Genomic DNA, 26,509 nt, shown 5'->3' on the forward strand with positions numbered 1-26,509 from the left:
AAAAGGCGCGGTACGCGGATTACGCCGCACTCGCCGCCAGGCGATTGCTGACGCTGCGCCCCAGCACCAGCACTGTGACGAAACCGCAACCCACCAGCGCCGTGGCCAGGCTCAGCAGCACGGCGCTGCCCATCTGGTCGACGATGCGCCCGCCGAAGAACGAGCCCAGGGCGATGATCACCTGGAACATCGCCACGAACAGCGGCATACCGCGTTCCACGTCCTTGGGCGCCACCACGAACATCCAGATGCTGGCGCAAGCCGGGAAGGCGCCGAAGGCAAAGCCCCACAGGGCGATCAGCATCGCAGCGCCGGTCAGGTTGGTGGCGAAGTACGGGAACAGCGCGGTGCTGATGGCAATCATCAGCGCCACCAGCAGCAAGGTGTAGCGCACGCTCTGGTTGGCGGCAAAGCCCGCGAACACGTTACCCAGCACCCCGGCCACCCCGTACAGCAGCAACAGCGAGCCGATGGTCGGGCCATCGAAGCCGGCGCTTTGCTTGAAGAACGGCGCTACATAGGTGTAGGCAGCAAAGTGCGCCAGGCCAATCAGCAGCACGGCAATCAGGCCGACCCGCGCTTGCGGGTTGATGAACAGCGCCGGCAGGTCGCTGATGCGAATGGCCTTGTCCGGGTTCAGCCGCGGCAGCAACAGCACTTGCGCCAGCAGCACCGGCACGCCCAGCAGGGCGGTGACCAGGAACGTCATGCGCCAGCCCATCAGGCCGCTTAGCCAGGTGCCGACCGGCACGCCGAGCACGGTGGCCAGGGTTACGCCGACCATGATGATCGACGTGGCCTGGGCCACGCCCACGCCCTTGGGCGCCAGCCGCCCGCTCAAGGCGATGGCAGTGGCCCAGAAGCCGCCGATGCTCACCCCCAGCAGCACGCGGCCGAACAGCAGCAGGCCGAAGTCGGTGGCGTAGGCCACCACGGCGTTGGCGGCGATCATGATCAGGGTCAGGCCGATCAGCAGGTAGCGCCGGTCCATGGCACCGATGCCCACCGACAGCAACGGCGCGGCGAGGGCGGCCATGATGCCGGGCAGGGTGACCATCAAGCCGGCGTGGCCGGCGCTGATGCCCAGGTCGCTGGCGACGTCGTTGAGCACGCCCACCGGGAGGAACTCGCTGGTCACCAGGGCGAAGGCGCCCACCGCGACCGAGAGGATCGCCAACCATTGCTGGAGGACGCTTTGCTGGTTGTGTTCGGGGACGCCCTGGGCGGGCTGGTTGGGGTTTGGCATGGAGTGGGTTCCAAAGGGGATGGCGCCTGGGGCAGGCGAAGGGTAGGGGAAAATTGAAGGCGATTATAAAAGCGGGTCGGGCCGGCCCGATAAGCGAGCGGCTTGATAGTAATCATCAGTGGGATCGATGAAAGGCATGGGGCAGAGCGGTTGCGCAGTTGAAGCGCGGGAGCGGGCGCGTGGTGGGGGCTGTACCGGCCTCATCGCCGGCAAGCCGGCTCCTACAGAGGTAACGCAACCTTGTAGGAGCCGGCTTGCCGGCGATGTCACCAGTACAGGCAGTACAAAACCTTTGCTATTCAGCCCGCTTGCCGATGCTCCCCTGGCGAATGCACCAGGCGCCCCAGGCCAGGCCGAGGCTGGCGGCCACCACCGAGGCGCACAGCACGCCGAGTTTGGCCGCCCCCAGTGCCGCAGCGTCGATGAAGGCCAGGTTGGCGATGAAGATCGACATGGTGAAGCCAATACCGGCCAGCAGCCCGATCAGCAGGATGCCGTGCCAGTTGACCCCGGCCGGCAGCGTGCACCAGCCGAGGCGCACCATCAGCCAGCTGACGCTGAATATGCCCAGGGGTTTGCCGACCACCAACGCCAGCATGACTGCGAGCATCACCCACTGCGGCGCACCGCTGCCCAGGTCGACCCCCGACAGGCTTACGCCGGCGTTGGCCAGGGCGAACAGCGGCATGATGCCAAACGCCACCCACGGGTGCAGGGTGCCCTGCATGCGCACCACTGGCGGCAGCAGTTCACGCTGGGCCAGGCGCAGGCGCTTGAGCGGGTCGAGCAGCTCGCTGGCATCGCGATCGGCCTTGGCCCGGCCCAGCAGCTCGTCGGTGAAGCGGCCGATCGCCTCCAGCGGGCGCTCGCGCATGGGCATGGCGGTGACCGGGGTCATCAAGCCCAGCACCACGCCGGCCAGGGTCGGGTGGGCGCCGGTCATCAACACTCCCAGCCAGGTGATGGCGCCGGGGAGGATGTAGGCGTAGGCCGAGCCGATACCGATTTTCTGCAGCCCGACCACCATCAGCAGGCCGATGGCAGCTACGCCGAAACCGCTGTAGTCCAGGCCGCCGGAATAGAAGAACGCGATGATCAGCACCGCGATGATGTCGTCGATGATTGCCAGGGCCAGCAGGAACACCCGCACGTTGGACGGGATCGACTTGCCCAGCAGGGCCAGCACGCCGACCGCGAAGGCGATGTCGGTGGCGGTGGGCACGGCCCAGCCGCGCGCTTCGGGCGGTGCGTGGTTGAAGACCAGGTAGACCAGTGCCGGCACTGCCACGCCGCCGATGGCTGCGGCCATGGGCAGGGTGGCCTGGCGCAGGCTGGCGAGGGCACCTTCATGGATTTCACGGCGGATTTCCATGCCCACCACCAGGAAGAAGATGGTCATCAGGCCATCGTTGATCCAGAAGTGCAGGGATTGCGCGTACACCAGCGAACCCACACCCAGGGTGATCGGGGTGTGCCACAGGGCTTCGTAGTGTTCGGCGGCCGAGGAGTTGGCCCAGATCAGTGCGGCGATGGCCGCGACCAGCAGTACGACACCGCTGACCGCCTCGATGTGCACGAAGCGCTCGAGGCTGGCGAAGGCGCGCTGGGCCAACTGTTGGGCACGGGGCAAGTGTGGTTTTTGCATAGGCGCAAGGACTCCCGCTAGGCGGCCCGACCTGCGCTGATATTTAACCTGCTTCACTGCACCTTGCAGCTAGCACCCGGCGGCGATTGTACAGAAACTGCCGGTACAGTTGTACCCCGGGTGGCTGCGCTGGCCCTCGGCTGAAGGGCCAAACCTGCGCCGTACCTGTAGGAGCCGGCTTGCCGGCGATCACTGGCCCAGCTTTAGCCTGTGCAGGCCCTATCGCCGGCAAGCCGGCTCCTACAGGTACGGCACTGACCTGAAACTCATGCAATACCTGTGGGAGCGGCTTCAGCCGCGAACACCGGCGAAGCCGGTGCCATCAACCGCAGCGCCCGCTTCGCGGCTAAAGCCGCTCCTACAGAATCGTGCAGCGCCCGGGGGCAAACTGCTAGCCAATGCAGCCAACCTCGCTACGCTTGCGCACCAGGCTGGCGCACAGCACGCCGGCCTCGAACAGCAGCCACATCGGTACCGCCAAAAGGGTCTGCGAGAAGATGTCCGGCGGGGTGAGCACCATACCGACCACAAAGCAGCCGATGACCACGTACGGGCGCACCTTTTTCAGGTACTGCACATCGACCAGGCCGATCCACACCAGCAGCACCACCGCCACCGGGATCTCGAAGGCGACGCCGAAGGCGAAGAACAGGGTCATGACGAAGTCGAGGTAGTTGGCGATGTCGGTCATCATTGCAACGCCTGCCGGGGTGGCGGCAGCGAAGAAGCTGAACATCAGCGGGAACACCAGAAAGTAGGCGAAGGCCATGCCGGCGTAAAACAGCACGATGCTCGACACCAATAGCGGGATGGCGATGCGCTTTTCCTGGCGGTACAGCCCCGGCGCGATGAAGCCCCAGACCTGCTGCAGGATGAACGGAATCGCCAGAAACAGCGAGACGATCATGGTCAGCTTGAACGGCGTGAGAAACGGCGAGGCCACGTCGGTGGCGATCATCGTCGCGTTGGCTGGCAGGTGGTCGCGCAGCGGCGCCGATACCAGGGTGTAGATCTGCTGGGCGAAGCTGAACAGCCCGGCAAAGATCAGGAAAATCGCCGCCACGCAGCGCAGCAGGCGGGTGCGCAGTTCAGTCAGGTGCGAGACCAGCGGCTGCGGCTGGTCGGGTTGCGGGTTATCGATCATGGGGCTCGCGGCGGTTGGGGTTGTTCAGGCGTGGGTTGCTCGGTGTGCACCGGGCGGTGCATGTCGTTGGCGCCGATTTCGCGCTCGACCTCGGCCTTGATCGCATTGAAGCTGCGCTTCAGCCGGCCGATCCACACCCCGGCGGTACGCGCGGCACCGGGCAGGCGCTCGGGGCCGAGCACCAGCAAGGCCACCAGGCCGATAAGCAGCAGTTCGCTGAAGCTGATACCAAACATGCTTCAGGCTTTGTGCTGGGGGGCTTGGGCGGGTTGTGCCTGGCCGTCGAAGCTGTGGTTCGGTTGCACCTGCACAGCAGGTGCGGGGGCTTGCTCTTCATCGCTCATGGCCTTGCGAAAGCCCTTGATCGATTCGCCCAGGTCGCCGCCGAGGTTCTTCAGCTTTTTGGTGCCGAAGACCAGGACCACGACGCCCAACAGGACGATCCAGTGTTTCCAGTCAAAAATACCCATGGTGTTCTCTGCAGGTGTGCCGCTCGGGCAGGGTGGAGGAGGCTGGCGCGCAAGGCGCCAGCCTGCCGGGTCAGGCTTCCAGGCCGGCGCGGGCCTGGCCGGTGCGCAGGGTGAAGTTCACCCCCAGCGAAAGCGCAGGTTGCGGCGGGTTCCAGTTAGGCTTTGGCGCAGCCAGCAGGAACTCGGTCAGCGGCTCCATCTTGCCGGCCAGCATGTTCGCCAGCAGGGTGCCGGTGGCGGTACCACGCACGGTACCCAGGCCGTTGCAGGCCAGGGCGCCATACACGTTCTCGCGCAGCTCGCCGAAGAAGCCGGCGCCGTTGCGGGTCATGCCCAGGCCACCCCCCCAGGTGTGCTCGAACGGCACTTCGGTGAGGGTCGGGAAGCGGCGCTCGAACGACAGGCGGTGGCTGGCACGCACCTTCTCGGTGTAGCCATCCTTGGAGCGTCCGTCCGGGTTGAAGCTGAAGCTGTTGCGCACCAGTATGCGGTTGTCGTGGGTGCGGCGCAGGGTGCTGCCGAACGGGTCGGCCGGGATCACGCCCCAGAATTCCTGGCCACCGATGCTGGCCTGCTCGGCCGGGGTCAGCTGGCGGGTCAGGCTGCCGTAGGTGAAGATCGGCAGCATGCGGTTTTCGAGGAAACCGAAGTGCTGGCCGAAGTGGTTGTTGCCCAGGATCAGCTTGCCGGCGGTAATGCGCCCGGTCGGGTGGTGCAGGACGATCTTCTGGCCGTAGTCGACGGCGGTGATCACCGTGTCTTCGTACAGGGTGACGTTCTCCGGCAGGCTGTCGGCCAGGCCTTTCACCAGTGCCGAAGGTTGCACCAGCATGGTGCCGGGGGTGTACAGCGCCTTGCGGTAGAACGAGGTGCCGATGTGGTCCTTCAGCTCGTTGCCTTCGATCAGCTCGACCTTCTCGCCCAGGGCCTCGAGGCCGCCACGGTAGGCGTTGAGCACGGCGATGCCCTTGTCCTCGATGGCCGCCTGGTACTTGCCGGAGTGGCGCAGGTGGGCGTCGACGATCTTGTGCTCCTCGACCAGGTCGCGAAGGATGCCCTGGCCACGCTGGTTCAGGTGCAGAACGTTCTTGGCGTTGGTCTTGTCGCCGATGTAGTCGGGGGCGCCGATGTCGTGGGGGACGTCGATCAAGAAGCCCGCGTTACGCCCGGAGGTGCCGAAGCCGACCTGCTGCGCCTCGACCAGGATCACCCGGTCCTGGGGGAAGTTCAGGGCCAGCTGGCGAGCGGCGGCAAGGCCGGTGAAGCCGCCACCGATCACCACCCACGGCGCCTGGTCGTCACCTACCAGCGGTGCCTTGGGCTGGCGCACGCGGCTGGTGTGGAACCAGCCCGGGGACGAGTCGTCGCGGGGCAGCGAAGTGACGCGGTGAAGGGTGGACGGGTCGGCAGGGATGCCGTCATTGAGCAGGCTGGCTGCCCCGCCTGCTGCAACGACACCTGCGCCGACGCCGGCCCCGATAAGTACTTTCCTGCGCGTAACTGCCATTTACATCCATCTCGATCTAAGGGGTTTGCGGTGCTCGCTGCCTCGCGAGCCCCGGCTCGGCATTGATTTCTATCAATAGAATACAATGTGTATACAGATTGTATGATCGAGAATGGGGTGCGTCAATCTGCCTCTATTGCAATCCCTGTAGGAGCCGGCTTGCTAAGCGCATCTCCTGGCACCGGCCATGCCGGTGTTCGCGGGCAAGCCCGCTCCCACAGGGAAAGCATTGCAGTTGAGTCATATGGTGCCTGCGGGGTTTGGGGAGGGATGGGCAGGCCTGTGCCGGCCTCATCGCCGGCAAGTGGAATGCGATTGGCTGTAGGAGCCGGCTTGCCGGCGATAGGGCCGGGCCTGCACAGCGCATTGCCTGGCACCGGCTATGCCGGTGTTCGCGGGCAAGCCCGCTCCTACAGGGAGGGGGGCTTTTTTAGCCCTGGGCTGCGGCCAGCGTGGCGCCGCGGGTGTTGACGTACAACGCATACACCGAGCGCGAACTGGCCATGAACAGGCGGTTGCCCTTGGCGCCGCCGAAGCACAGGTTGGCGCAGCGCTCCGGCAGGTGGATATGGCCGATGGCCTGGCCTTGCGGGTTGAATACCCGTACGCCGTCCAGTTGTTCAGGGTTGGCTTCCTTCACCCCGGGGCTGCCCCAACCGCACCACAGGTTGCCGTCTTCATCGCATTTCATGCCGTCCAGGGCGCCGTAGCCGGTGCCTTCGACATGCTTGCGCCGTTCGCCCAGGCTGCCATCGGCATTCACCGTGTAGGCCCAGACGATACGGTTGGGCTTGGCCCGCGCCTCGATCACGTACAGGGTCTTTTCGTCGGGGGAGAAGCACAGGCCGTTGGGGCCGGCGAAGTCCTTGATCACCTGGGTGACTTTCAAGCTTTTACCGTCGATGCGGTACACCGCATCGGGCAGTTCGGGCTTGAGCTTGTGGCCTTCGTAGTCGTTGCCCATCTGGAAGGGCGGGTCGGTGAACCACACCGAACCATCGCTCTTGACCACCACATCGTTGGGCGAGTTGAAGCGCTTGCCGTCGAAGTTGTCGGCCAGCACGGTGATGCGGCCGTCGTGCTCCGTGCGGGTGACGCGGCGGCCTTCACTGCTGGTGGTCGAGCCTTCGCAGACGATCAGCCGGCCCTGCAGGTCGCGGGCCAGGCCGTTGGAGTAGTTGGAGTTGTGGCGGTACACGCCCAGGCTGTCGCTGATCTCGTCCCAGCGCATGATGCGGTTGTTGGGCACGTCGCTGAACAGCAGGTAGCGGCCGTCACCGACCCACAGCGGGCCTTCTGCCCAATACAGGCCGGTGGCCAGGCGTTCGACGCCGGCGTTGAAGATGCGGTAGCGGGTGAAGCTGTCGTCGAGCACCTCGATCATCGGGTCGGGGTAGCGTTGGCTGATCGGCTCGCCGGCGGTGGCCAGGCGCGGCAGGCTTGCGGCGCCGGCTGCGGCGACGGCAAGGGTGAGGGATTGCTTGAGGAAGTGGCGGCGGGCTGAAGCGGGGGAGTGCGGGTGCATTGGGGATCCTTGTTTTTGTTATGGGTTGCGGCCCCGGGCCTGGGAGGCCGAGGGTGGTTGCGCAACCAATATTCAGGATTCCGGGGTGCTGGTCAAATGATGTCGTACAACTATAGGTGAGGCCTAAGTAAGCAGAGGTGGTTTCGAGGTGATCGCGTCATGGCTGCCAGGTTTTCGCCGAAAGGGTTGCAGCGCCTATCAGATCGAGCGCCGCCCGCGCGGCGCATCGCGACACAAGGCCGCTCCTACATTTGTTTCGGGCCAGTTATTTCTGTGAAAGTATCGGCGCCTGCCTTGGCGCATGTCTTGAGTCATGTGCAGCGGCTGCAATGCCCACACTGAAATCGCGTCGTACAAACAAGGCGGACCAGGCAATGGCATAGGCTAGACTGGCCCGAAACAGATGTAGGAGCGGCCTTGTGTCGCGATGCGCCGCGCGGGCGGCGCTCGATTTCATAGGCGCCAGAAGGCTTTCGGCGAACACCTTGTAGCCACAAACGCAGCCGCCTCTACCCCCGCGCGCCGAACTCAGCCACCTGCGCCGTCCACCCCAGCACCCGCTCACTCAACGACAACCCCAGCCCCGGCCGGGTCGGTACCAGCATGCGCCCGTCGCGAGTCTCGAGGCGTTCGTTGAACAGCGGCTCCAGCCATTCGAAATGCTCGACCCAGGGCTCGGTCGGGTAGGTGGCCGCCAAATGCACGTGCAGCTCCATGGCAAAGTGCGGGGCAATCATCACCCCGGCCTGTTCGGCCATGGCCGCTACTTTCAAATACGGCGTGATACCGCCAACCCGCGGCGCGTCCGGCATCAGGTAGTCGGCGCCGCGCAGCTTGATGAACTCGGCGTGCTCGGCCACGCTGGTGAGCATCTCGCCGGTGGCGATGGGGGTGTCGAACTGCTGGGCCAGGGCGGCATGGCCTTCGGCGTCGTAGCAGTCCAGCGGTTCTTCGATCCACACCAGGTTGAATTCCTCGAAGCGCCGGCACATGCGCTGGGCAGTGGGGCGGTCCCACTGCTGGTTGGCATCGACCATCAACGGGAAGCTTTCGCCCAGGTGCTCGCGCACGCTGCTGACGCGATGCAGGTCCACCGCGCAATCCGGCTGGCCGACTTTCAGCTTGATCCCGCCAATGCCTTTTTCCCGGGACAGGTCGGTGTTTTTCAGCAACTGCTCCAGCGGGGTGTGCAGGAAGCCGCCAGAGGTGTTGTAGCAACGCACCGAATCGCGCTGGGCACCGAGCAGGCGTGCCAGCGACAGGTTGGCGCGCTTGGCCTTGAGGTCCCACAGGGCCACGTCGAAGGCGCCGATGGCCTGGGTCGACAGGCCGCTGCGGCCCACCGAGGCGCCGGCCCAGCACAGCTTGGTCCACAGCTTGGCAATGTCGCTGGGGTTCTCGCCGAGCAGCGCCGGGGCAATTTCCTGGGCATGGGCGAACTGGCCCGGGCCGCCGGCGCGCTTGGAATAGCTGAAGCCCAGGCCCCGGTGGCCGTCTGCGGTCTCGATATCGGCAAACAGAATGGCGATTTCGGTCATCGGCTTCTGCCGCCCGGTGAGCACCTTGGCGTCACTGATGGGGTTGGTCAGCGGCAAAAATACCGAAGACACCTTCACATAGGTGATGCGGTCGCTGTCGGCGCTAGGGCGTTGTTGTTCTTGTGCGAGCATGGGGCTCTCCTTGTAGACCAGTTAGGGTGAAAATCAGCGAGCCGGGTGGGATACCGCGGCGGGGGGGGGGGTTGCGGCTTGCGGGTCGTCGATGTCCAGGCGCTTGAGCGGCCCGACGATGACCAGGTAGGCGAAGGCGCCGAGCAGGCCCATGGCGGCGACGTAGACCAGCGCGGCATCGAACGATGCGCCCTTGACCAGCAGGCCGATGGCGATCGGGGTGACGATGCTGGCGATGTTGCCGCAGAAGTTGAACATCGCCCCGCTGGTGCCCATGGCGTGCTTGGGCGACACGTCGCCGACGATGCACCAGCCGAGGTTGCCGACGCCCTTGGCGAAGAAGGCGATGGACATCACCAGGATCACCAGGGTGATCGACTGGGTGTAGTTGGCCACCACGATGCTGCTGGACAGCAGCAGGCCGCAGATGATCGGGGTCTTGCGCGCGGCGGTGAGGCTGAAGCCTTTCTTGAGCATCCAGTCCGACCATACGCCGCCGATCATCCCGCCCAGGCAGCCGGCTACCGGCGGAATGGCCGCCACCAGGCCGACCTTGAGCAGGGTCATGCCCTTGGCCTCGATCAGGTAGGTGGGGAACCAGGTGAGGAAGAACCAGGTGATCGAGGTCAGGCAGAACTGCCCCAGGTAGATGCCGGCCATCATGCGGTTGGCCGAGATGGCGCGCAGCCGCGCCCAGCTGAACGGGGTCTTGATCTCGCCCATGTCGGGCAGGCCGCCGCCGGCTTCGATGTAGTCGAGCTCGGCCTGGTTGACCCGCTTGTCACGGCGCGGCTCATGCACGAAGCGAAACCACAACAGGCCGATCAGGATGCCGGCGCCGCCGGTCCAGAAAAACACGTGCTGCCAGCCGAAGCTGTTGAGCAGCAGCACCATCAGCGGGGTGAAGGCGGCCAGGGCGAAGTACTGGGCCGACTGGAAGATCGCCGTGGCCAGGCCGCGTTCGTGGCGCGGGAACCACATCACGGTCAGGCGGTTGTTGGCCGGGAAGGCCGGCGACTCGGCCACGCCCATCATGAAGCGCAGCACGAACAGCGCCAGAAAGGCCGAGCTGAACAGGTCGACGAAGCCCTGCAGGAAGGTGAAGGCCGACCAGATGATCAGGCTCATGCCCAGCACCAGGCGCGAGCCGAAGCGGTCGAGGATTACCCCGCCCGGCAGTTGCATGCTGGTGTAGGCCCAGCCGAAGGCGGAAAAGGCGATGCCCATGGTCACGGCGTCGAAGCCAAGGTCGGCGCGCATGGCGGGGGCGGCGATCGACAGGGTGGCGCGGTCGACGTAGTTGAACACGGTGACGATGAAGATCATCGCCAGGATGAGGTAGCGGACGTTGGTCCGGGCCGCCTCCGAGGTGGGAGTGATCACTGTTGTTTTCCTTGTTGTGATGGATGCCGCTGGGTTTGACCGATCACATGATTGCGCAATCATTTTCAGGTCAAAAAAAACAGCCATCAGCAAAAGGCAGCAGGTGGCTGTGCATTCGATCTTACAATGATTGCGCAATCATTCAAGGGCACATTCGTCGCCTGGATGAAAAATTTCAGGTGCTCTGGCGGTCGATCAGGGTGAAGCCGGTATCGATACGTACCGGCTGCGCGCCGCCGGCCGGGTAGCTGAAGCGCTCGAGCAGGGCCTGGGCGATCTGCTCGCCAATGCGTGTACCGTCCACCCGCACGGTGGACAGCGGTGGGTGCACCTGGGCGGCGCTGCTGAGGTCGCCAAAGCCCATCACTGCCAAGTCTTGCGGCACCTTGAGGCCACGGCTGGCGGCTTCGGCGAGCACGCCCTGGGCGATGGTGTCGGAGCTGCACACCACCACTTCGGGGCGCTGGCCCTGGTCGAGCAGTTGCTTGAGGCCGCTGCGGCCGACTTCGAGGGTGGCCGGCGGGGTGAGGATTTGCGTGGGGATGTCGTGGTGCCCGTGGCGGGCCAGCTCCGCCACCAGGCTGTTGCAGCGGCGCAGGCCGCGCGGGTCGCCGATGCTGACCACGGCAAAACGCTGGTAACCCTTGCCCAGCAAATGGCGGGCGATGGCTTCGCCGACGGCTTCGTGGGAGAAGCCCACCAGCATGTCCAGCGGGTCTTCGCTGAGGTCCCAGGATTCGACCACCGGTATGCCCGACTGCGCCAGGCGCTGGCGGCTGGCTGCGGTGTGCAGGGTGCCGGTCAGCACGATGCCGTCCGGGCGCCGGCCGAGCAGGGCTTCGATCAGCTTTTCTTCCTGCTCGGCGGAATAACCGGTCAGGCCCAGCAGGGTCTGGTAGCCGGCGTGGGTCAGGCGGTCCATCAGCGCCTGCACGGTGTCGGCGAAGATCGAGTTGGCGATGGTCGGCAGCAGGATGGCCACCAGCCGGCTCTTGTTGCTGGCAAGGCTGCCGGCCAGCATGTTCGACACGTAACCGACTTCGCGCACTGCCGCCAGCACCTTCTCGCGCGCCGCCTTGCTGACCACCTCGGGGCGGTGCAGGGCGCGGGACACGGTGATCGGCGAAACGCCGGCGACCTTGGCCACGTCGATCAAGGTCGGGGAGGACGGCTTTGCCGTGGGGGTGCTGGGTGTGTTGGCCATGCCGGTTCCGCGTCAGATGCTAGGGCAACGTGCTGCTGCCTGAGGGCGTGAATCTACCAAAGCGTTGCGCCTGGCGCACCTGGCTTGGCCCGTGTTCGCGGTGCTCCGCCGGCACCCACAAGGGCCGCATCAGGCCTGCACGGTACCTGTAGGAGCCGGCTTGTTGGCTCTCATAGAACAAACTACAACTGATTGATTTAACACGGACCCTGTGGGAAGCGGCCTCGTGTCGCGATGGGCTGCGCAGCAGCCCCGGCAATTTTGCATGAGGCCGAGGCCTTGGGGCCGCTTCGCGCCCCATCGCGACACGAGGCCGCTTCCCACAGAGACCGTGGCGCATCTGCGGGACCAGTTCTCTGCGCGACAGCGCAGGCCTGAATCCAGGCGCCAAACCACCCTACAACGGCGTCAAGGTATTCATCACCGTATGCAACGCCACCCGCGTGTCGTCCAGTTGCACCAGCGAGGCATGCCGCGCGGCGAGGGCGTCGCGGTTCTGGATGGCGGTGAGGATCGCCTTGTGCCGCGGCAGGCTCAGGCACTGGATGTCCGGGTCGGGGCGGCGGTTGGTGATGTTGATCGACTCGCGCAGCGGCAACGACAGCATGTTGCACATGTAGGCCAGCAGGTCGTTGTGGGTGGCTTCGGCGATGGCCCGGTGAAAGTCCAGGTCGGCCTGCAGCAGGTCTTCGTGGTTGGTCGCGGTTTCCATGCCCAGGTAGGCTTTTTCGATGGCGGCGATGTCGTCGTCGGTGGCGGTGACCGCGGTCATGGCCGCGATCTCCGGCTCGAGGATGCGCCGTACCCCGGACAGGGTGTCGAAGAACTTGCTGTGCGGGGTGGATTGCATCAACCAGGCCAGCACGTCCGGGTCGAGCAGGTGCCATTTCGACCGTGAGCGCACCACCGCCCCCACCCGTGGCTTGGAATACACCAGGCCCTTGGCGCTGAGCACCCGGGTCGCCTCGCGCAATACCGAGCGGCTGACCTGGTATTGCTCGCACAGCGTGGACTCCATGGGCAGCCGCTCTTCCGGCTTGAAACGGCCGGAAACGATGGCCATGCCCAGATCCTGGACGATCTGGGAATGCATGCTCTTGCGCGGCTTGGGCGGCTGTTTATCCATACAAAGGGGGCGGCTCTGGTTGAATGGGCGGCGCTATATTACCCCAATCAATGGGAATGACGGGGGACTTCGGCCCCGCGACAGCCCACCAGGAAGTCGAAGTCGCAGCCCTGGTCGGCCTGCATCACGTGGTCGATGTACAGCTGGCGGTAACCGCCCACCAGCAGTTGTTGGGGGGCTTGCAGGTCGGCCATGCGCGCGGCCAGCTCGGCCTCGGGAATGTCCAGGTGCAGGCGGCCGTTGGCGCAGTCGAGCTCGATCCAGTCACCTTCCTGCACCGCAGCCAGCGGCCCGCCGGCGGCGGCTTCCGGCGCCACGTGCAGCACCACGGTGCCATACGCCGTACCGCTCATGCGCGCATCGGAAATACGCACCATGTCGGTCACACCCTGGGCCAGCAGCTTGGCCGGCAGGCCCATGTTGCCGACCTCGGCCATGCCCGGGTAACCCTTGGGCCCGCAGTTCTTCATCACCAGGATCGAGCTGGCATCGACTTCAAGCGCTGGGTCGTTGATGCGCGCCTTGTACATGTCGAAGTTCTCGAACACCACGGCGCGGCCACGGTGCTGCATCAGCTCAGGGGTGGCGGCGGAGGGCTTGAGCACCGCGCCAGATGGCGCCAGGTTGCCGCGCAACACGCAAATACCGCCGTCGGCACGGATCGGGTTGTCGAGGCTGCGGATCACCTGGTCTTCGCCGTAGATCGGCGCCTCCCGGGTGTTCTCGCCGAGAGACTTGCCATTGACCGTCAGGGCGTCGGGGTGGGGGATCAGGCCGGCTTCACCCAGTCGGCGCAATACCGCCGGCAGGCCGCCGGCGTAGTAGAACTCTTCCATCAGGAAGCGCCCGGACGGCTGCAGGTCGACGATGGTCGGCATGCCGCGGCCGATGCGGGTCCAGTCGTCCAGGTCGAGCTCGACGCCAATGCGCCCGGCGATGGCCTTGAGGTGGATCACCGCGTTGGTCGAGCCGCCGATGGCCGCGTTGACGCGGATGGCGTTTTCGAAGGCCTGTTTGGTCAGTATTTTCGACAGCTTCAGGTCTTCGCGCACCATTTCCACCGCGCGCATGCCCGACATGTGCGCCAGCACGTAGCGCCGTGCATCCACCGCCGGGATGGCCGCGTTGTGCGGCAGGGAAGTGCCCAGTGCCTCGGCCATGCAGGCCATGGTCGAGGCCGTGCCCATGGTGTTGCAGGTGCCGGCCGAACGGGACATGCCGCCCTCGGCGGCGAGGAAGTCATCAATGCTGATGGTGCCGGCCTTGACCTGCTCGCTGAGCTGCCACACCACGGTGCCCGAGCCGATGTCCTTGCCCTTGTGCTTGCCGTTGAGCATCGGCCCGCCGGTGACCACGATCGCCGGCACGTCGCAGCTGGCCGCGCCCATCAGCAGGGCCGGGGTGGTCTTGTCGCAGCCGGTCAGCAGCACCACGCCGTCGATGGGGTTGCCGCGGATTGCTTCCTCCACATCCATGCTCGCCAGGTTACGGGTGAGCATGGCGGTGGGGCGCAGGTTGGACTCGCCGTTGGAGAACACCGGGAATTCCACCGGGAAGCCACCGGCCTCGATCACCCCGCGTTTTACGTGCTCGGCTATCTGGCGAAAGTGCGCGTTGCACGGGGTGAGTTCCGACCATGTGTTGCAGATGCCGATGATCGGCTTGCCCTGGAACTGGTGGTCGGCGATGCCCTGGTTCTTCATCCAGCTGCGGTACATGAAACCGTTCTTGTCGGCGGTGCCGAACCATTGGGCCGAGCGCAGGGTGGGCTTCTTATCAGACATGATCGACTCTCTTATTGTAAGACTATAGTGTGCGTCCTGAGGGCTAACATAGGTCAAAAATTGGGCGTTTGGAAGTGTTGTGGTGCAAATAGTACTACTATATAGTCGGTTGCAGCGATGGAATGACCCTGACGGATTTCCGTGAGAGGCGCCCCCAAGGTTCGATAACAAAAACAATCGGAGACCTGCCCCATGAGCCACGAACAGCGGCTTGTTCGCCGCATCACGCTGAAACTGATCCCGTTTTTGATCCTGCTGTACCTGATCGCCTACGTGGACCGGTCTGCGGTGGGCTTTGCCAAGCTGCACATGGGCGCCGACGTCGGCATCGGTGATGCGGCCTACGGGCTGGGCGCCGGGCTGTTCTTCATTGGTTATTTCCTGTTCGAGATCCCCAGCAACCTGATGCTCGAGCGCTTCGGCGCGCGGCGCTGGTTCGCGCGCATCATGCTCACCTGGGGCGCCATCACCATCGGCATGGCCTTCGTGCAGGGGCCCTACAGCTTCTATGTGATGCGCTTTCTGCTCGGCGCCGCCGAGGCCGGGTTCTTCCCCGGCGTTCTCTACTACATCACCCAGTGGTTCCCGGTTCGCCACTGCGGCAAGATCCTCGGCCTGTTCATCCTTTCCCAACCGATCGCCATGCTGGTCACCGGCCCCGTGTCCGGCGGCCTGCTTGGCATGGAAGGCATCCTCGGGCTGCATGGCTGGCAGTGGCTGTTCATCGTCATCGGTACCCCGGCGCTGCTGCTGACCTGGCCGGTGCTGAGCTGGCTGCCGGATGGCCCGGCGCAGGTGAAGTGGATGAACCAGGCCGAGAAGGACTGGCTGGCCGGCGAGTTGCAAAAGGACCTGGAGGCCTACGGCCAGACCCGCCACGGCAACCCGCTGCACGCCCTCAAGGACAAGCGGGTGCTGCTGCTGGCGCTGTTCTACCTGCCCGTGACCTTGAGCATCTATGGCCTGGGCCTGTGGCTGCCGACCCTGATCAAGCAGTTCGGCGGCAGCGACCTGGTGACCGGGTTCGTGTCCTCGGTGCCGTACCTGTTCGGGATCATCGGCCTGTTGATCATCCCGCGCAGCTCCGACCGCCTGAACGACCGCTACGGCCACCTGGCCGTGCTCTACGTGCTGGGCGCCGTCGGCCTGTTCCTCAGCGCCTGGCTGACCTTGCCGGTGTGGCAGCTGGCGGCCCTGTGCCTGGTGGCGTTCGCGCTGTTTTCGTGCACCGCGGTGTTCTGGACCTTGCCCGGGCGCTTCTTCGCCGGCGCCAGCGCCGCGGCCGGCATTGCCCTGATCAACTCGGTGGGCAACCTGGGCGGCTACATCGGCCCGTTCGTGATCGGCGCGCTCAAGGGCTACACCGGCAACCTGGAGTCGGGGCTGTACTTCCTGGCCGGGGTGATGGTGTTCGGCCTGGTGCTGACCGGCGTGGTGTACCGCCAGCTGGAGCGCAAGCACGTGCTGCCGGTTGAACAGTTCGCCGCCAGCGCCCGGGGGGCGACCCGCATCTGACCCTTTGATCGGCAGCCGCGCGATCAAGCTTATCTACAGGAGAAACCCATGCGTCTGGTGCAATTCGAATTGAGTAACGGCGAGCACCGCGTCGGTGTGGTCGAGGGCGGCCAGGTACGCGAGGTGCAGGCAGCGCGCACCACGCGTGACCTGGCGCTGGCGGCGATCGAGGCGGGCGTCAGCCTGCAGCAGCAGGTACAGGCCCTGGGCCTGGGTGCCAGCCATGACTATGCCGAGCTGCTGGCGGCACTGCGCATCCTGGCGCCGCTGGACCACCCGGACCCGGCCCACCTGCTGGTCAGCGGCACCGGCCTGACCCACCTGGGCAGCGCCGCAGCGCGAGACAAGATGCACCAGCAGGCCGGCGATGAAGCGGCCATGACCGACACCATGCGCATCTTCAAATGGGGCGTGGAGGGCGGCAAGCCTGCCGCCGGCCAGGCGGGCGTGCAACCGGAATGGTTCTACAAGGGTGACGGCAGCTGCGTGGTGCGCCCCGGCCAGGCGTTCCCTGTACCGCCGTTCGCCGAAGACGCCGGCGAAGAGCCCGAGCTTGCCGGCCTTTATGTGATCAGCCCCGAGGGCAAGCCTTATCGCCTGGGTTATGCGCTGGGCAACGAGTTTTCCGACCATGTGACCGAGCGCAAGAACTACCTGTACCTGGCGCATTCCAAGCTGCGCAGCTGCAGCTACGGCCCCGAGCTGCGGGTGGGCGAGCTGCCGCAGCACCTGGCCGGCACCAGCCGTATCCTGCGTGACGGCCAGGTGCTGTGGCAAAACGAGTTTCTCAGCGGCGAGGCCAACATGTGCCATAGCCTGGCGAACCTTGAATACCACCATTTCAAGTACCGCCAGTTCCTGCGCCCGGGGGATGTGCACGTGCACTTCTTCGGTACCGCGACGCTGTCCTTCGCCGACGGCATTCGCACCCGCCCGGGGGATGTGTTCGAGATCAGCCAGCCGGCATTCGGCGCCCCGCTGGTGAACGGTATCGCAGCCGCCGAGGCGGCCTTCGCCCCAGGCGCTGTGGGCACACTTTAAGGAGCGCCTGATGTGCTACCAGTACGACCCCGACAGCCTGCTGCCCGAGCCATTGCGCAACGCCAACCCGTTGCGCATTCTGCAGCGGGTGGATGACGCGCCGTCGGTCGATTCGCTGTAACGTACGCCTGCGAACCTATCTACCCAGCAAGGAGGCTTCATGACGTGCATCGCCGTTACCCCGCACCGCGCGCAGTTGGGCGAGGGCCCGTTCTGGGACGCGCCCACCCAGGCGCTGTATTGGGTCGATATCGCCGCCAGGCAGGCGCTGCGCCTGCAGGGCTCGCAGGTGCAGGTGTGGCAGTTGCCCGAGCACGTCTCGGCGTTCATCCCCTGTGCCAGCGGCGATGCGCTGGTGACCCTGAGCAGCGGCGTGCATCGCCTGGACCTGGCCACGCAAGCCCTGACCCTGCTGTGCGTGGCCGACCCGCACGCCGGCAACCGTGCCAACGAGGCGCGCTGCGATGCCCAGGGCCGCCTGTGGCTGGGCACCATGCAGAACAACCTCGGCGAGCAGGGTGAAGACCTGCCGGTCACCCGGCGCTCTGGCGGGCTGTACCGCATCGATGCCGATGGCCAGGTCACGCCGCTGCTGCAGGGCCTGGGCATCCCCAACACCTTGCTGTGGAGCGCGCAGGGGCGCCAGGTGCATTTTGCCGACAGCCTGGATGGCACGCTGTACCGCCACACCATCCAGCCCGATGGCCAGCTCGACCCTGCGCAAGCCTGGTTCGGGCCCCATGAACGGGGTGTGCCGGATGGTTCTGCCATGGACAGCGAAGGCTATATCTGGAATGCCCGCTGGGATGGCAGCTGCCTGTTGCGGCTGGCCCCGGACGGCAGCCTCGACCGCATCATCGAACTGCCGGTCAGCCGCCCCACCAGTTGCGTATTCGGCGGCCCGAACCTCACCACCTTGTACATCACCAGTGCCGCCAGCCCGCTGAACCACCCCCTGGACGGCGCGCTGCTAGCCATCGAGGTGCAGGTGCCCGGCACACCCTGTCACCGCTTCGCAGGCTAACCCGCAATACCTCAAAAACAACAACAAGGAGTCACCCGTATGGATCGTCGTCGTTGTATTCGTACCCTGTGCGCCGCCGTGGCGGTCTCGGCCATGGGCCTGGGCAGCCTGGCGCTGGCCGCAGAGCCTGTGAAAATCGGCTTTCTGGTCAAGCAGGCCGAAGAGCCGTGGTTCCAGACCGAGTGGGCCTTCGCCGAAAAGGCCGGCAAGGAACACGGCTTCGAGGTGATCAAGATCGCCGTGCCCGATGGCGAGAAAACCCTGGCAGCCATCGACAGCTTGGCCGCCAACGGCGCCAAGGGCTTTGTCATCTGCCCGCCGGATGTGTCCCTTGGCCCGGCCATCGTCGCCAAGGCCAGGATCAACGACCTCAAGGTGATTGCCGTGGATGACCGCTTTGTCGACGCCAAGGGCAAGTTCATGGAAGACGTGCCGTACCTGGGCATGGCCGCGTTCGAGGTGGGCCAGAAGCAGGGCGCCGCCATGGCCGAGGAGGCGAAGAAGCGCGGTTGGGACTGGAAGGACACTTATGCGGTGATCACCACCTTCAACGAACTGGACACCGGAAAGCAACGCACCGACGGCTCGATCAAGTCGCTGGAAGCTGCCGGCATGCCCAAGGACCACATCCTCACCGCCCCGCTCAAGACCCTGGATGTGCCAGGTAGCATGGACGCCACCAACTCTGCGCTGGTCAAGCTGCCGGGTGCTGCGAAAAACCTGATCATCGGCGGCATGAACGACAACACCGTGCTCGGCGGCGTGCGCGCCACCGAAAGCGCAGGCTTTGCCGCCGCCAACGTGATCGGTATCGGCATCAACGGCACCGATGCCATCGGCGAGCTGAAAAAGGCCGACAGCGGCTTCTTCGGCTCGATGCTGCCCAGCCCGCACCTGGAGGGCTACAACACCGCACTGATGATGTACAAGTGGGTCACCGAAGGCACCGAACCGCCGAAGTACACCGGCATGGAGGACGTGACCCTGATCACCCGCGCCAACTTCAAGCAGGAGCTGGAAAAGATCGGCCTGTGGAAATAAGGCCGTTTGCTTCCCGCCACGGCACCGGCAACGGTGCCGCCTGACCGGTACGATGAGGTGGTCATGCACGCACAACCCAAGCAACAACACAACGCCGGTGCCAGCCTGCGGTTTGACGGCATCTGCAAAAGCTTCCCCGGCGTCAAGGCACTGGACGGCATCAGCTTCACTGCCCACCCCGGGCAGGTGCACGCCCTGATGGGCGAGAACGGCGCGGGCAAGTCGACCTTGCTGAAGATCCTCGGCGGGGCCTACATCCCCACCCGCGGCGCACTGCACATCGGTGAGCGGGCGATGGCCTTCAAAAGCGCCTCCGACAGCCTCGCCAGCGGCGTGGCGGTGATTCACCAGGAGCTGCACCTGGTGCCGGAAATGACCGTCGCCGAAAACCTCTTCCTTGGCCATTTGCCGGCGCGCTTCGGCGTGGTCAACCGCGGCCTGCTGCGCAAGCAGGCGCTGGAATGCCTCAAGGGCCTGGCCGACGAGATCGACCCGGAGCAGAAGCTTGGCCGCCTGTCGCTGGGCCAGCGGCAACTGGTGGAAATCGCCAAGGCGCTGTCCCATGGCGCCCATGTGATCGCCTTCGATGAACCCACCAGCAGCCTGTCGGCCCGGGAGATCGACCGCTTGATGGCGATCATCGCGCGGCTGCGCGACGAGGGCAAAGTGGTGCTGTACGTGTCCCACCGCATGGAAGAGGTGTTTCGCATCTGCAATGCCGTGACGGTGTTCAAGGACGGCCGCCACGTGCGCACCTTCGACGACATGAACACCCTGACCCACGACGCGCTGGTGACCTGCATGGTCGGCCGCGACATCCAGGACATCTACGACTACCGCCCGCGCCCCCACGGCGAGGTGGCGCTCAAGGCCGAAGGCCTGCTGGGCCCCGGCCTGCGCGAACCGGTCAGCCTGCAGGTGCACAAGGGTGAAGTGCTCGGCCTGTTCGGGCTGGTCGGGGCCGGGCGCACCGAGCTGTTGCGCCTGCTCAGCGGCCTGGAACGGGCCAGCGCCGGGCAACTGGAGCTGTGCGGCCAACCACTGAAGCTGCGCTCGCCCCGTGATGCCATCGCCGCCGGCGTGCTGCTGTGCCCGGAAGACCGCAAGAAGGAGGGCATCATCCCGCTGGGCAGCGTGGCGGAGAACATCAACATCAGCGCCCGCGCCAGCCACTCACGGTTTGGCTGGCTGTTGCAAGAGGGCTGGGAAGCCGCCAACGCCGAGCGACAGATCAAGGCCATGCGGGTCAAGACCCCGCACGCTGCGCAGAAGATCAAGTTCCTTTCTGGTGGCAACCAGCAGAAGGCCATTCTCGGCCGCTGGCTGTCGATGCCGATGAAGGTGCTGCTGCTGGACGAGCCGACCCGCGGCATCGACGTCGGCGCCAAGGCCGAGATCTACCAGATCATCCACAACCTGGCGGCCCAGGGCATCGCGGTGATCGTGGTGTCCAGCGACCTGATGGAAGTGATGGGCATTTCCGACCGCATCCTGGTGCTGTGCGAGGGCGCCATGAGCGGCGGGCACAGCCGTGAACAGGCTACCGAATCCAACCTGCTGCAGCTGGCCTTGCCGCGCGGCCTGGCGAACTGAGAGAAGACCATGAGCACTCAAAACGACGCACTGCCGACGGCATCCAAACCTTTGGACCTGCGCGGGCTGCTGGACAACTGGGCGATGCCGCTGGTGGCGGTAGGCATCTTCGTGCTGTGCGCCCTGATGATCGACAACTTCCTTTCGCCGCTGAACATGCGCGGCCTGGGCCTGGCGATTTCCACCGTGGGCATTGCCGCATGCACCATGTTGTTCTGCCTGGCCTCCGGGCACTTCGACCTGTCGGTGGGCTCGGTGATCGCCTGCGCCGGGGTGGTGGCAGCGATCGTGATGCGCGACACCGAAAGCGTGATGCTGGGCATCGGCGCGGCGCTGCTGATGGGGCTGGTGGTCGGGTTGATCAACGGCATCGTCATCGCCAGGCTGCGGGTCAATGCGCTGATCACCACCCTGGCGACCATGCAGATCGTGCGGGGGCTGGCGTATATCTTTGCCGACGGCAAGGCGGTGGGTGTATCCCAGGACCAGTTCTTCACCCTGGGCAACGGCCAACTGTTCGGTGTGCCGGTGCCGATCCTGATCACCATCGTCTGCTTTGTGTTCTTCGGCTGGCTGCTCAACTACACCACCTACGGGCGCAACACCATGGCCATCGGCGGCAACCCCGAGGCGGCGTTGCTGGCGGGGGTGAATGTCGACCGCACCAAGATCCTGATCTTTGCCGTGCATGGCCTGATCGGCGCCCTGGCGGGGGTGATCCTGGCCTCGCGCATGACGTCCGGGCAGCCAATGATCGGCCAGGGCTTCGAGCTAACGGTGATTTCTGCATGCGTGCTGGGCGGGGTGTCGTTGAGCGGCGGTATCGGCATGATTCGCCATGTGATCGCCGGGGTGCTGATTCTGGCGGTCATCGAGAACGCCATGAACCTGAAGAACATCGACACCTTCTACCAGTACGTGATTCGCGGCTCGATCCTGCTGCTGGCGGTGATCATCGACCGCATGAAACAACGCTGATCGGGCCTGGGCCGGCAATGGCAGCGCCATCGCCGGCCCAAGCTTGGGCTCAGTCGGCGGAGAACTTGAAAACGCTGGTCTGGGTGTAGGTCTGCCCCGGGTTCAGGCGGGTCGAGGCGAAGGCGGGCTGGTTGGGGGCGTCCGGAAAGTGCTGGGTCTCCAGGGTGAAACCGCCCCAGTGCAGGTAGGTCTTGCCGGCCTTGCCCTTGACCGAACCATCGAGGAAGTTGCTGGTATAGAACTGCACCCCTGGCTCGCTGGTGTACAGCTGCAGGCGCCGGCCGGATTGCGGGTCGTGCACGTCGGCGGCCAGTTGCTTGATGTCGCCCTTGGCATCCAGCGCCCAGTTGAAGTCGAAGCCGCCTTGCTTGGGCTCGGCGAAGGCCAGTTGCGGGTGCTTGTCCTTGATGTGTTGGCCGATGGGCGTGGGGGTGAGGAAGTCCATCGGCGTGCCCTTGACCGGGGCCAGTTCGCCGGTGGGGATCAACGTCGCGTTGACCGGTGTGTAGTGGCTGGCGTGCAGGGTGGCGACCTGCTTGAGAATGTCGCCGTTGCCGGCGCCTGCGAGGTTGAAGTAGCTGTGGTTGGTGAGGTTGAGCACCGTGGGTTTGTCGGTGTTGGCCTGGTAGGCGATGCGCAGTTCGTTGTGCTCGTTGAGGCTGTAGGTGACTTGGGTCTTCAGGTTGCCGGGAAAGCCCATTTCACCGTCTTTGGACAGGTAGGTGAGGGTGACCCCGACCCAGCCATCGCCCTTCACCGGCGTGGCTTGCCACACCTGCTTGTCGAAGCCCTGGGCGCCGCCATGCAGGGCGTTGGGGCCGTCGTTGAGCGGCACCTGGTAGCGCTTGCCGTCGAGTTCGAAGGCGCCGCCGGCCAGGCGGTTGCCGAAGCGGCCGATGGTCGCGCCAAAGAAGGCGCTGCCGCCCTGGTAGCCCTGCACATCGTCAAAGCCCAGCACCACGTCTGCGAGCTTGCCGTGTTTGTCGGGCACCAGCAGCGATTGCAGCACGCCGCCATAGGTGATCACCGTGGCTTGCATGCCCAGGCTGTTGCGCAGGATGTATTGCTCGACCGGGGTACCGTCACGGGTCTTGCCGAAGGCTTTGTGCTCGCTGCTGAGCCCGGCAGCCTGGGCGCTGCCGGTGGCGATCAGCATCGACAGGGCAAGGCCGCAAAGCTTGGGGTGAGGTCGCGTCATCATCGAATTCCTTTTGTTATTTTTGAGTGAAATAGTTCTACTAATGTGCGATATTTTGCCGGTAAGACAGCGAATTTATAGCTGGTGACGCCGCCTTTGCAAAATAAAATAAGACTATATAGGTGAGGCTTTGAAAATGACCGATCAGACCCCGAACGCCGTGTACCACGACCTCGAAGGCAAGACCGTGCTGATTTCAGGGGGCGCCTCGGGGATTGGCGAGTTCATGGTGCGTGCCTTCGCCGCCCAGGGCGCCAGGGTTGCGTTCGTCGACCGCGCCCAGCGCCAGGGCGAGCGCCTCGAAACACTGCTGCGCAGCCAGGGGCACACGGTGGAATTCGTGCATTGCGACATCACCAATGACCTTGATTACCGCGCCGCCATCAGCCGCTTCGAGCAGTCGCTGGGGCCGATCACGGTGCTGGTGAACAACGCGGCCAACGACCTGCGCCACAGCCTGCAGGAGGTGGACTCGGACACCTTCGACCGGCTGATCGCGGTCAACCTCAAGCATGCGTTTTTTGCTGCCAAGGCCGTGGTGCCGATGATGGAGCGGGCGGGCGGTGGCGCGATCATCAACCTGGGTTCGGTGGGCTGGATGATGGCCTCGGCCGGCTATCCGGTGTATGCGGCCAGCAAGGCCGCCGTGCACGGCATGACCCGTGCCCTGGCGCGCGAGCTGGGCGCGCAGCGCATTCGGGTCAATACACTGGTGCCGGGTTGGGTGATGACGGAAAAGCAGCTGGCCATGTGGGTCGATGATGCGGCCAAGGAGCTGATCGCCCGCAGCCAGTGCCTGCCGGGCAGCGTGCTGCCGGAGCATATCGCCGAAATGGCGCTGTTTCTGGCATCCGATGCCTCGGCGATGTGTTCGGCGCAGAACTTCATTGTCGATGGTGGTTGGGTCTAGCCAGTGCGAGTTTCATCGCCAACAGGGCTGCTGCGCAGCCCATCGCGGGCAAGCCCGCTCTCATAGAGCAAACGGCAACTCATTGATTTAACACGGTCCCTGTGGGAAGCGGCCTTGTGTCGCGATGGGGCGCGAAGCGGCCCCAAGGCCTCGACCTCATGCAAAATTGCCGGGGCTGCTGCGCAGCCCATCGCGACACAAGGCCGCTTCCCACAGGGACCGTAGCGCATCTGCGAGACCAGTTTTCTGCGCGACAGCGCAGCCCGAAAGGGCTGGGTGATCTCCTACAGGGTTGCGCAAGGCCCAGGCCGGCGCGCTACCTGTAGGAGCCGGCTTGCCGGCGATGAGGCCGGTACGGGCAGCGCAAGAAGGTTGTTCCAACAGGGCACGCGTCGAGTGAGCGCGTTGGGATGTGTGCCCTCGGCTAAAGCTTCATCCCCAACTCCGCCGACAACCTCGCAGTGGCGTCCTTGACCTGCGGAATCAGCTCGGCCATTTTTTCCAGCGGCATGTACGGCACGGTACTGGCGATGCTGATGGCCGCAACGATGGCCTTGCTGGCATCGCGCACCGGCGCCGCCACGCAGCGTATCGATGGCTCGTTGTCTTCCAGGTCGAAGGCGTAACCGCCGGCGGCATACTCAAGCATGCGCTGCTGGAACTGCGCCCAGGTCTGCTCGGTGTGCAGTGGCCGGAACTGGCCGTGCTCACCCGCCGGTACGCTGATTTCATACAGCCGTTGCCACGTCTGCGGGCTGTCATCGAGCATCAACGCCTTGCCGATGCCGGTGCGTGCCAGGGGCATGCGGTGGCCAACCCGCGAGCGCATTTCCGGGCCATGGCGCCCCGGGGTCTTGTGCAGGTACAGCACCTCGTCGCCTTCGCGAATGGCCAGGTGGATGGTGTCGCCGGTCTGGGCCGACAACGCGTCCAGGTAGGGCAGGGCCAAGGTCGTCAGCGGCAGTTCTTCACGCGCCTGAAAACCCAGCTCGATCAGCTTCGGCCCAAGCAGGTAGCCGACCTGAGGCACCACCCGCAGGTAGCGCTGGGCCACCAGGCAACTGGCCAGGCGGTGGGTGGTGCTGCGGGTGGTACCGAGCAACCGGGCGATGTCCTTGAGGTCGTGGGCGCCGTTGGCCACCGCCTGCACCACGCCCAGGCCGCGCAGCAGGGTCTGGGTGCCGGCCGGCGCAGCGTCCTCGGTATTTTCAGGGGTGTCTTGGTGCATGTTCAGCCTTGGTCTCGGGCAGGGTGGCGGGCGCCATTATGGTCGCCCGCAAGCCAGGGCCACAACCGGGTGGCAGGGGGCGCGACGCTTGATCACCATTCGGCGAAACTGCCATCGGCATGGCGCCACACCGGGTTGCGCCAGCGGTGGCCTGTGCGGGCACGCTCGATCACGTATTCTTCGTTGATCTCGATGCCCAGGCCCGGGCCGTTGGGGATCTTGACGAAGCCCTGGTGGTAGTCGAACACCCGCGCATCCTTCACGTAGTCGAGCAGGTCGTTGCTCTCGTTGTAATGGATGCCCAGGCTCTGTTCCTGAATGAACGCGTTGTAGCAGGCCGCATCCAGCTGCAGGCACGCGGCCAGGGCAATCGGGCCGAGTGGGCAGTGCAGGGCCAGGGCTACGTCGTAGGCCTCGGCCATGTTGGCGATCTTGCGGGTTTCGGTGATGCCGCCGGCGTGGGAGGCATCGGGCTGGATGATGTCGACGTAGCCTTCGGCAAGCACCCGCTTGAAATCCCAGCGCGAGAACAGCCGCTCGCCGAGGGCGATCGGCGTGCTGGTCAGCGGCGCCAGCTCCTTGAGCGCTTCGTAGTTTTCGCTGAGCACCGGCTCTTCGATGAACATCAGCTTGAACGGGTCGAGCTCTTTCATCAGCACCTTGGCCATCGGCTTGTGCACCCGGCCGTGAAAGTCCACGCCGATGCCCACGTTCGGGCCCACGGCATCACGCACGGCGGCGACATTGGCCAGGGCGCGGTCGACCTTCTCGAAGCTGTCGAGAAACTGCAGCTCTTCGGTGCCATTCATCTTCACGGCGGTGAAGCCCCGGCCGACGGCCTCTTGCGCGGCCCGTGCGGTGTCTGCCGGGCGGTCGCCGCCAATCCATGAGTACACGCGGATCTTGTCGCGCACCTGGCCGCCCAGCAGGTCGCTCACCGACACCCCCAGCGCCTTGCCCTTGATGTCCCACAAGGCCTGGTCGATACCGGCCAGGGCGCTCATGTGCACGGCGCCACCCCGGTAGAAGCCGCCGCGGTACAACACCGTCCAGATGTCTTCGATATTGCGCGGGTCCTTGCCGATCAGGTAGTCGGCCAGCTCTTCAACGGCGGCGGCGACGGTGTGGGCACGGCCCTCGACCACCGGCTCGCCCCAGCCGCTGACGCCCTGGTCGGTTTCAACCTTCAGAAAGCACCAGCGCGGCGGGACGATGAAGGTGGTCAGTTTGGTGATTTTCATCTGCTTGGCTCCTTTACGTAACTGAAATGGCCGGCT

The 26,509-nt window shown here is 65.2% G+C and carries 21 protein-coding genes and 1 pseudogene; 7 read left to right on the forward strand and 15 right to left on the reverse strand.

Annotated features, from left to right (window positions below; all coding sequences use genetic code 11):
- Positions 1–19: 19 nt before the first annotated feature.
- The 12 genes and pseudogenes from ACI2KK_RS20705 to ACI2KK_RS20760 form a co-directional block, all read right to left on the reverse strand.
- Positions 20–1,246, reverse strand: a complete 1,227-nt coding sequence (locus tag ACI2KK_RS20705; protein ID WP_404670362.1) for an MFS transporter — start codon at positions 1,244–1,246, stop codon at positions 20–22.
- 295 nt (positions 1,247–1,541) lie between these two features.
- Complete coding sequence (gene nhaA / locus ACI2KK_RS20710; protein WP_404670363.1) at positions 1,542–2,891, reverse strand: Na+/H+ antiporter NhaA; 1,350 nt, start codon at positions 2,889–2,891, stop codon at positions 1,542–1,544.
- Positions 2,892–3,282: 391 nt separating this feature from the next.
- The gene (tatC, locus tag ACI2KK_RS20715) at positions 3,283–4,035 is read right to left on the reverse strand and encodes a twin-arginine translocase subunit TatC (protein WP_404670364.1); all 753 of its coding nucleotides are present in this window, start codon (positions 4,033–4,035) and stop codon (positions 3,283–3,285) included.
- A gap of 38 nt (positions 4,036–4,073) precedes the next feature.
- Positions 4,074–4,271 (reverse strand): annotated as a pseudogene (gene tatB, locus ACI2KK_RS20720) (Sec-independent protein translocase protein TatB); the annotation flags it as partial.
- Positions 4,272–4,274: 3 nt separating this feature from the next.
- Positions 4,275–4,505, reverse strand: coding sequence for a twin-arginine translocase TatA/TatE family subunit (locus ACI2KK_RS20725; protein WP_404670365.1), 231 nt, complete (start codon positions 4,503–4,505; stop codon positions 4,275–4,277).
- Positions 4,506–4,575: 70 nt separating this feature from the next.
- Positions 4,576–6,012, reverse strand: coding sequence for an FAD-binding oxidoreductase (locus ACI2KK_RS20730; RefSeq protein ID WP_217843116.1), 1,437 nt, complete (start codon positions 6,010–6,012; stop codon positions 4,576–4,578).
- A 430-nt stretch (positions 6,013–6,442) separates the two neighbouring features.
- On the reverse strand, positions 6,443–7,537 hold the full coding sequence (locus ACI2KK_RS20735) for an SMP-30/gluconolactonase/LRE family protein (RefSeq protein ID WP_404670366.1): 1,095 nt from the start codon (positions 7,535–7,537) through the stop codon (positions 6,443–6,445).
- 509 nt (positions 7,538–8,046) lie between these two features.
- Entirely contained in the window at positions 8,047–9,207 is a 1,161-nt protein-coding gene (locus ACI2KK_RS20740) for a mandelate racemase/muconate lactonizing enzyme family protein (RefSeq protein WP_404670367.1), read from the reverse strand.
- 33 nt (positions 9,208–9,240) lie between these two features.
- Positions 9,241–10,533, reverse strand: a complete 1,293-nt coding sequence (locus ACI2KK_RS20745) for an MFS transporter (protein ID WP_404670404.1) — start codon at positions 10,531–10,533, stop codon at positions 9,241–9,243.
- Between the two features lie 232 nt (positions 10,534–10,765).
- The gene (locus ACI2KK_RS20750) at positions 10,766–11,794 is read right to left on the reverse strand and encodes a LacI family DNA-binding transcriptional regulator (protein ID WP_404670368.1); all 1,029 of its coding nucleotides are present in this window, start codon (positions 11,792–11,794) and stop codon (positions 10,766–10,768) included.
- 397 nt (positions 11,795–12,191) lie between these two features.
- Positions 12,192–12,920 carry a FadR/GntR family transcriptional regulator gene (locus ACI2KK_RS20755; protein WP_217843121.1) on the reverse strand — a complete coding sequence of 243 codons (729 nt, stop codon included), beginning with the start codon at positions 12,918–12,920 and terminating at the stop codon, positions 12,192–12,194.
- A gap of 47 nt (positions 12,921–12,967) precedes the next feature.
- Complete coding sequence (locus ACI2KK_RS20760; protein WP_404670369.1) at positions 12,968–14,704, reverse strand: IlvD/Edd family dehydratase; 1,737 nt, start codon at positions 14,702–14,704, stop codon at positions 12,968–12,970.
- Between the two features lie 192 nt (positions 14,705–14,896).
- Between ACI2KK_RS20760 and ACI2KK_RS20765 the strand changes: the two genes are divergently transcribed.
- The 6 genes from ACI2KK_RS20765 to araH all read left to right on the forward strand — a co-directional run bounded on the left by ACI2KK_RS20765 (position 14,897) and on the right by araH (position 21,896).
- The gene (locus ACI2KK_RS20765; protein ID WP_404670370.1) at positions 14,897–16,219 is read left to right on the forward strand and encodes an MFS transporter; all 1,323 of its coding nucleotides are present in this window, start codon (positions 14,897–14,899) and stop codon (positions 16,217–16,219) included.
- A 48-nt stretch (positions 16,220–16,267) separates the two neighbouring features.
- A complete protein-coding gene (gene araD1 / locus ACI2KK_RS20770; RefSeq protein WP_404670371.1) occupies positions 16,268–17,260 on the forward strand; it encodes an AraD1 family protein in 993 nt (330 codons plus the stop codon).
- 160 nt (positions 17,261–17,420) lie between these two features.
- Positions 17,421–18,284, forward strand: coding sequence for an SMP-30/gluconolactonase/LRE family protein (locus ACI2KK_RS20775; RefSeq protein ID WP_404670372.1), 864 nt, complete (start codon positions 17,421–17,423; stop codon positions 18,282–18,284).
- Between the two features lie 39 nt (positions 18,285–18,323).
- Positions 18,324–19,325 carry a substrate-binding domain-containing protein gene (locus ACI2KK_RS20780; RefSeq protein ID WP_404670373.1) on the forward strand — a complete coding sequence of 334 codons (1,002 nt, stop codon included), beginning with the start codon at positions 18,324–18,326 and terminating at the stop codon, positions 19,323–19,325.
- A 63-nt stretch (positions 19,326–19,388) separates the two neighbouring features.
- Complete coding sequence (gene araG / locus ACI2KK_RS20785; RefSeq protein ID WP_404670374.1) at positions 19,389–20,918, forward strand: L-arabinose ABC transporter ATP-binding protein AraG; 1,530 nt, start codon at positions 19,389–19,391, stop codon at positions 20,916–20,918.
- Between the two features lie 9 nt (positions 20,919–20,927).
- Entirely contained in the window at positions 20,928–21,896 is a 969-nt protein-coding gene (araH, locus tag ACI2KK_RS20790; protein ID WP_404670375.1) for an L-arabinose ABC transporter permease AraH, read from the forward strand.
- Positions 21,897–21,945: 49 nt separating this feature from the next.
- Here araH and ACI2KK_RS20795 read toward each other — a convergent pair whose 3' ends face one another.
- On the reverse strand, positions 21,946–23,094 hold the full coding sequence (locus ACI2KK_RS20795; RefSeq protein ID WP_404670376.1) for an aldose epimerase family protein: 1,149 nt from the start codon (positions 23,092–23,094) through the stop codon (positions 21,946–21,948).
- 136 nt (positions 23,095–23,230) lie between these two features.
- On the opposite strand from ACI2KK_RS20795, the gene ACI2KK_RS20800 reads away from it, so the two are divergent.
- Positions 23,231–24,004, forward strand: a complete 774-nt coding sequence (locus tag ACI2KK_RS20800; RefSeq protein WP_404670377.1) for an SDR family NAD(P)-dependent oxidoreductase — start codon at positions 23,231–23,233, stop codon at positions 24,002–24,004.
- A 424-nt stretch (positions 24,005–24,428) separates the two neighbouring features.
- On the opposite strand, the gene ACI2KK_RS20805 is transcribed toward ACI2KK_RS20800, so the two are convergent.
- Both ACI2KK_RS20805 and dgoD read right to left on the reverse strand, forming a co-directional pair.
- The gene (locus tag ACI2KK_RS20805) at positions 24,429–25,232 is read right to left on the reverse strand and encodes an IclR family transcriptional regulator (protein WP_404670378.1); all 804 of its coding nucleotides are present in this window, start codon (positions 25,230–25,232) and stop codon (positions 24,429–24,431) included.
- A gap of 92 nt (positions 25,233–25,324) precedes the next feature.
- Entirely contained in the window at positions 25,325–26,473 is a 1,149-nt protein-coding gene (gene dgoD / locus ACI2KK_RS20810; protein ID WP_404670379.1) for a galactonate dehydratase, read from the reverse strand.
- Between the last annotated feature and the right edge of the window lie 36 nt (positions 26,474–26,509).

It is taken from the genome of Pseudomonas sp. NPDC089406 (assembly GCF_044900265.1).
In the GTDB taxonomy this organism is placed as follows: Bacteria; Pseudomonadota; Gammaproteobacteria; order Pseudomonadales; family Pseudomonadaceae; genus Aquipseudomonas; species Aquipseudomonas fakonensis.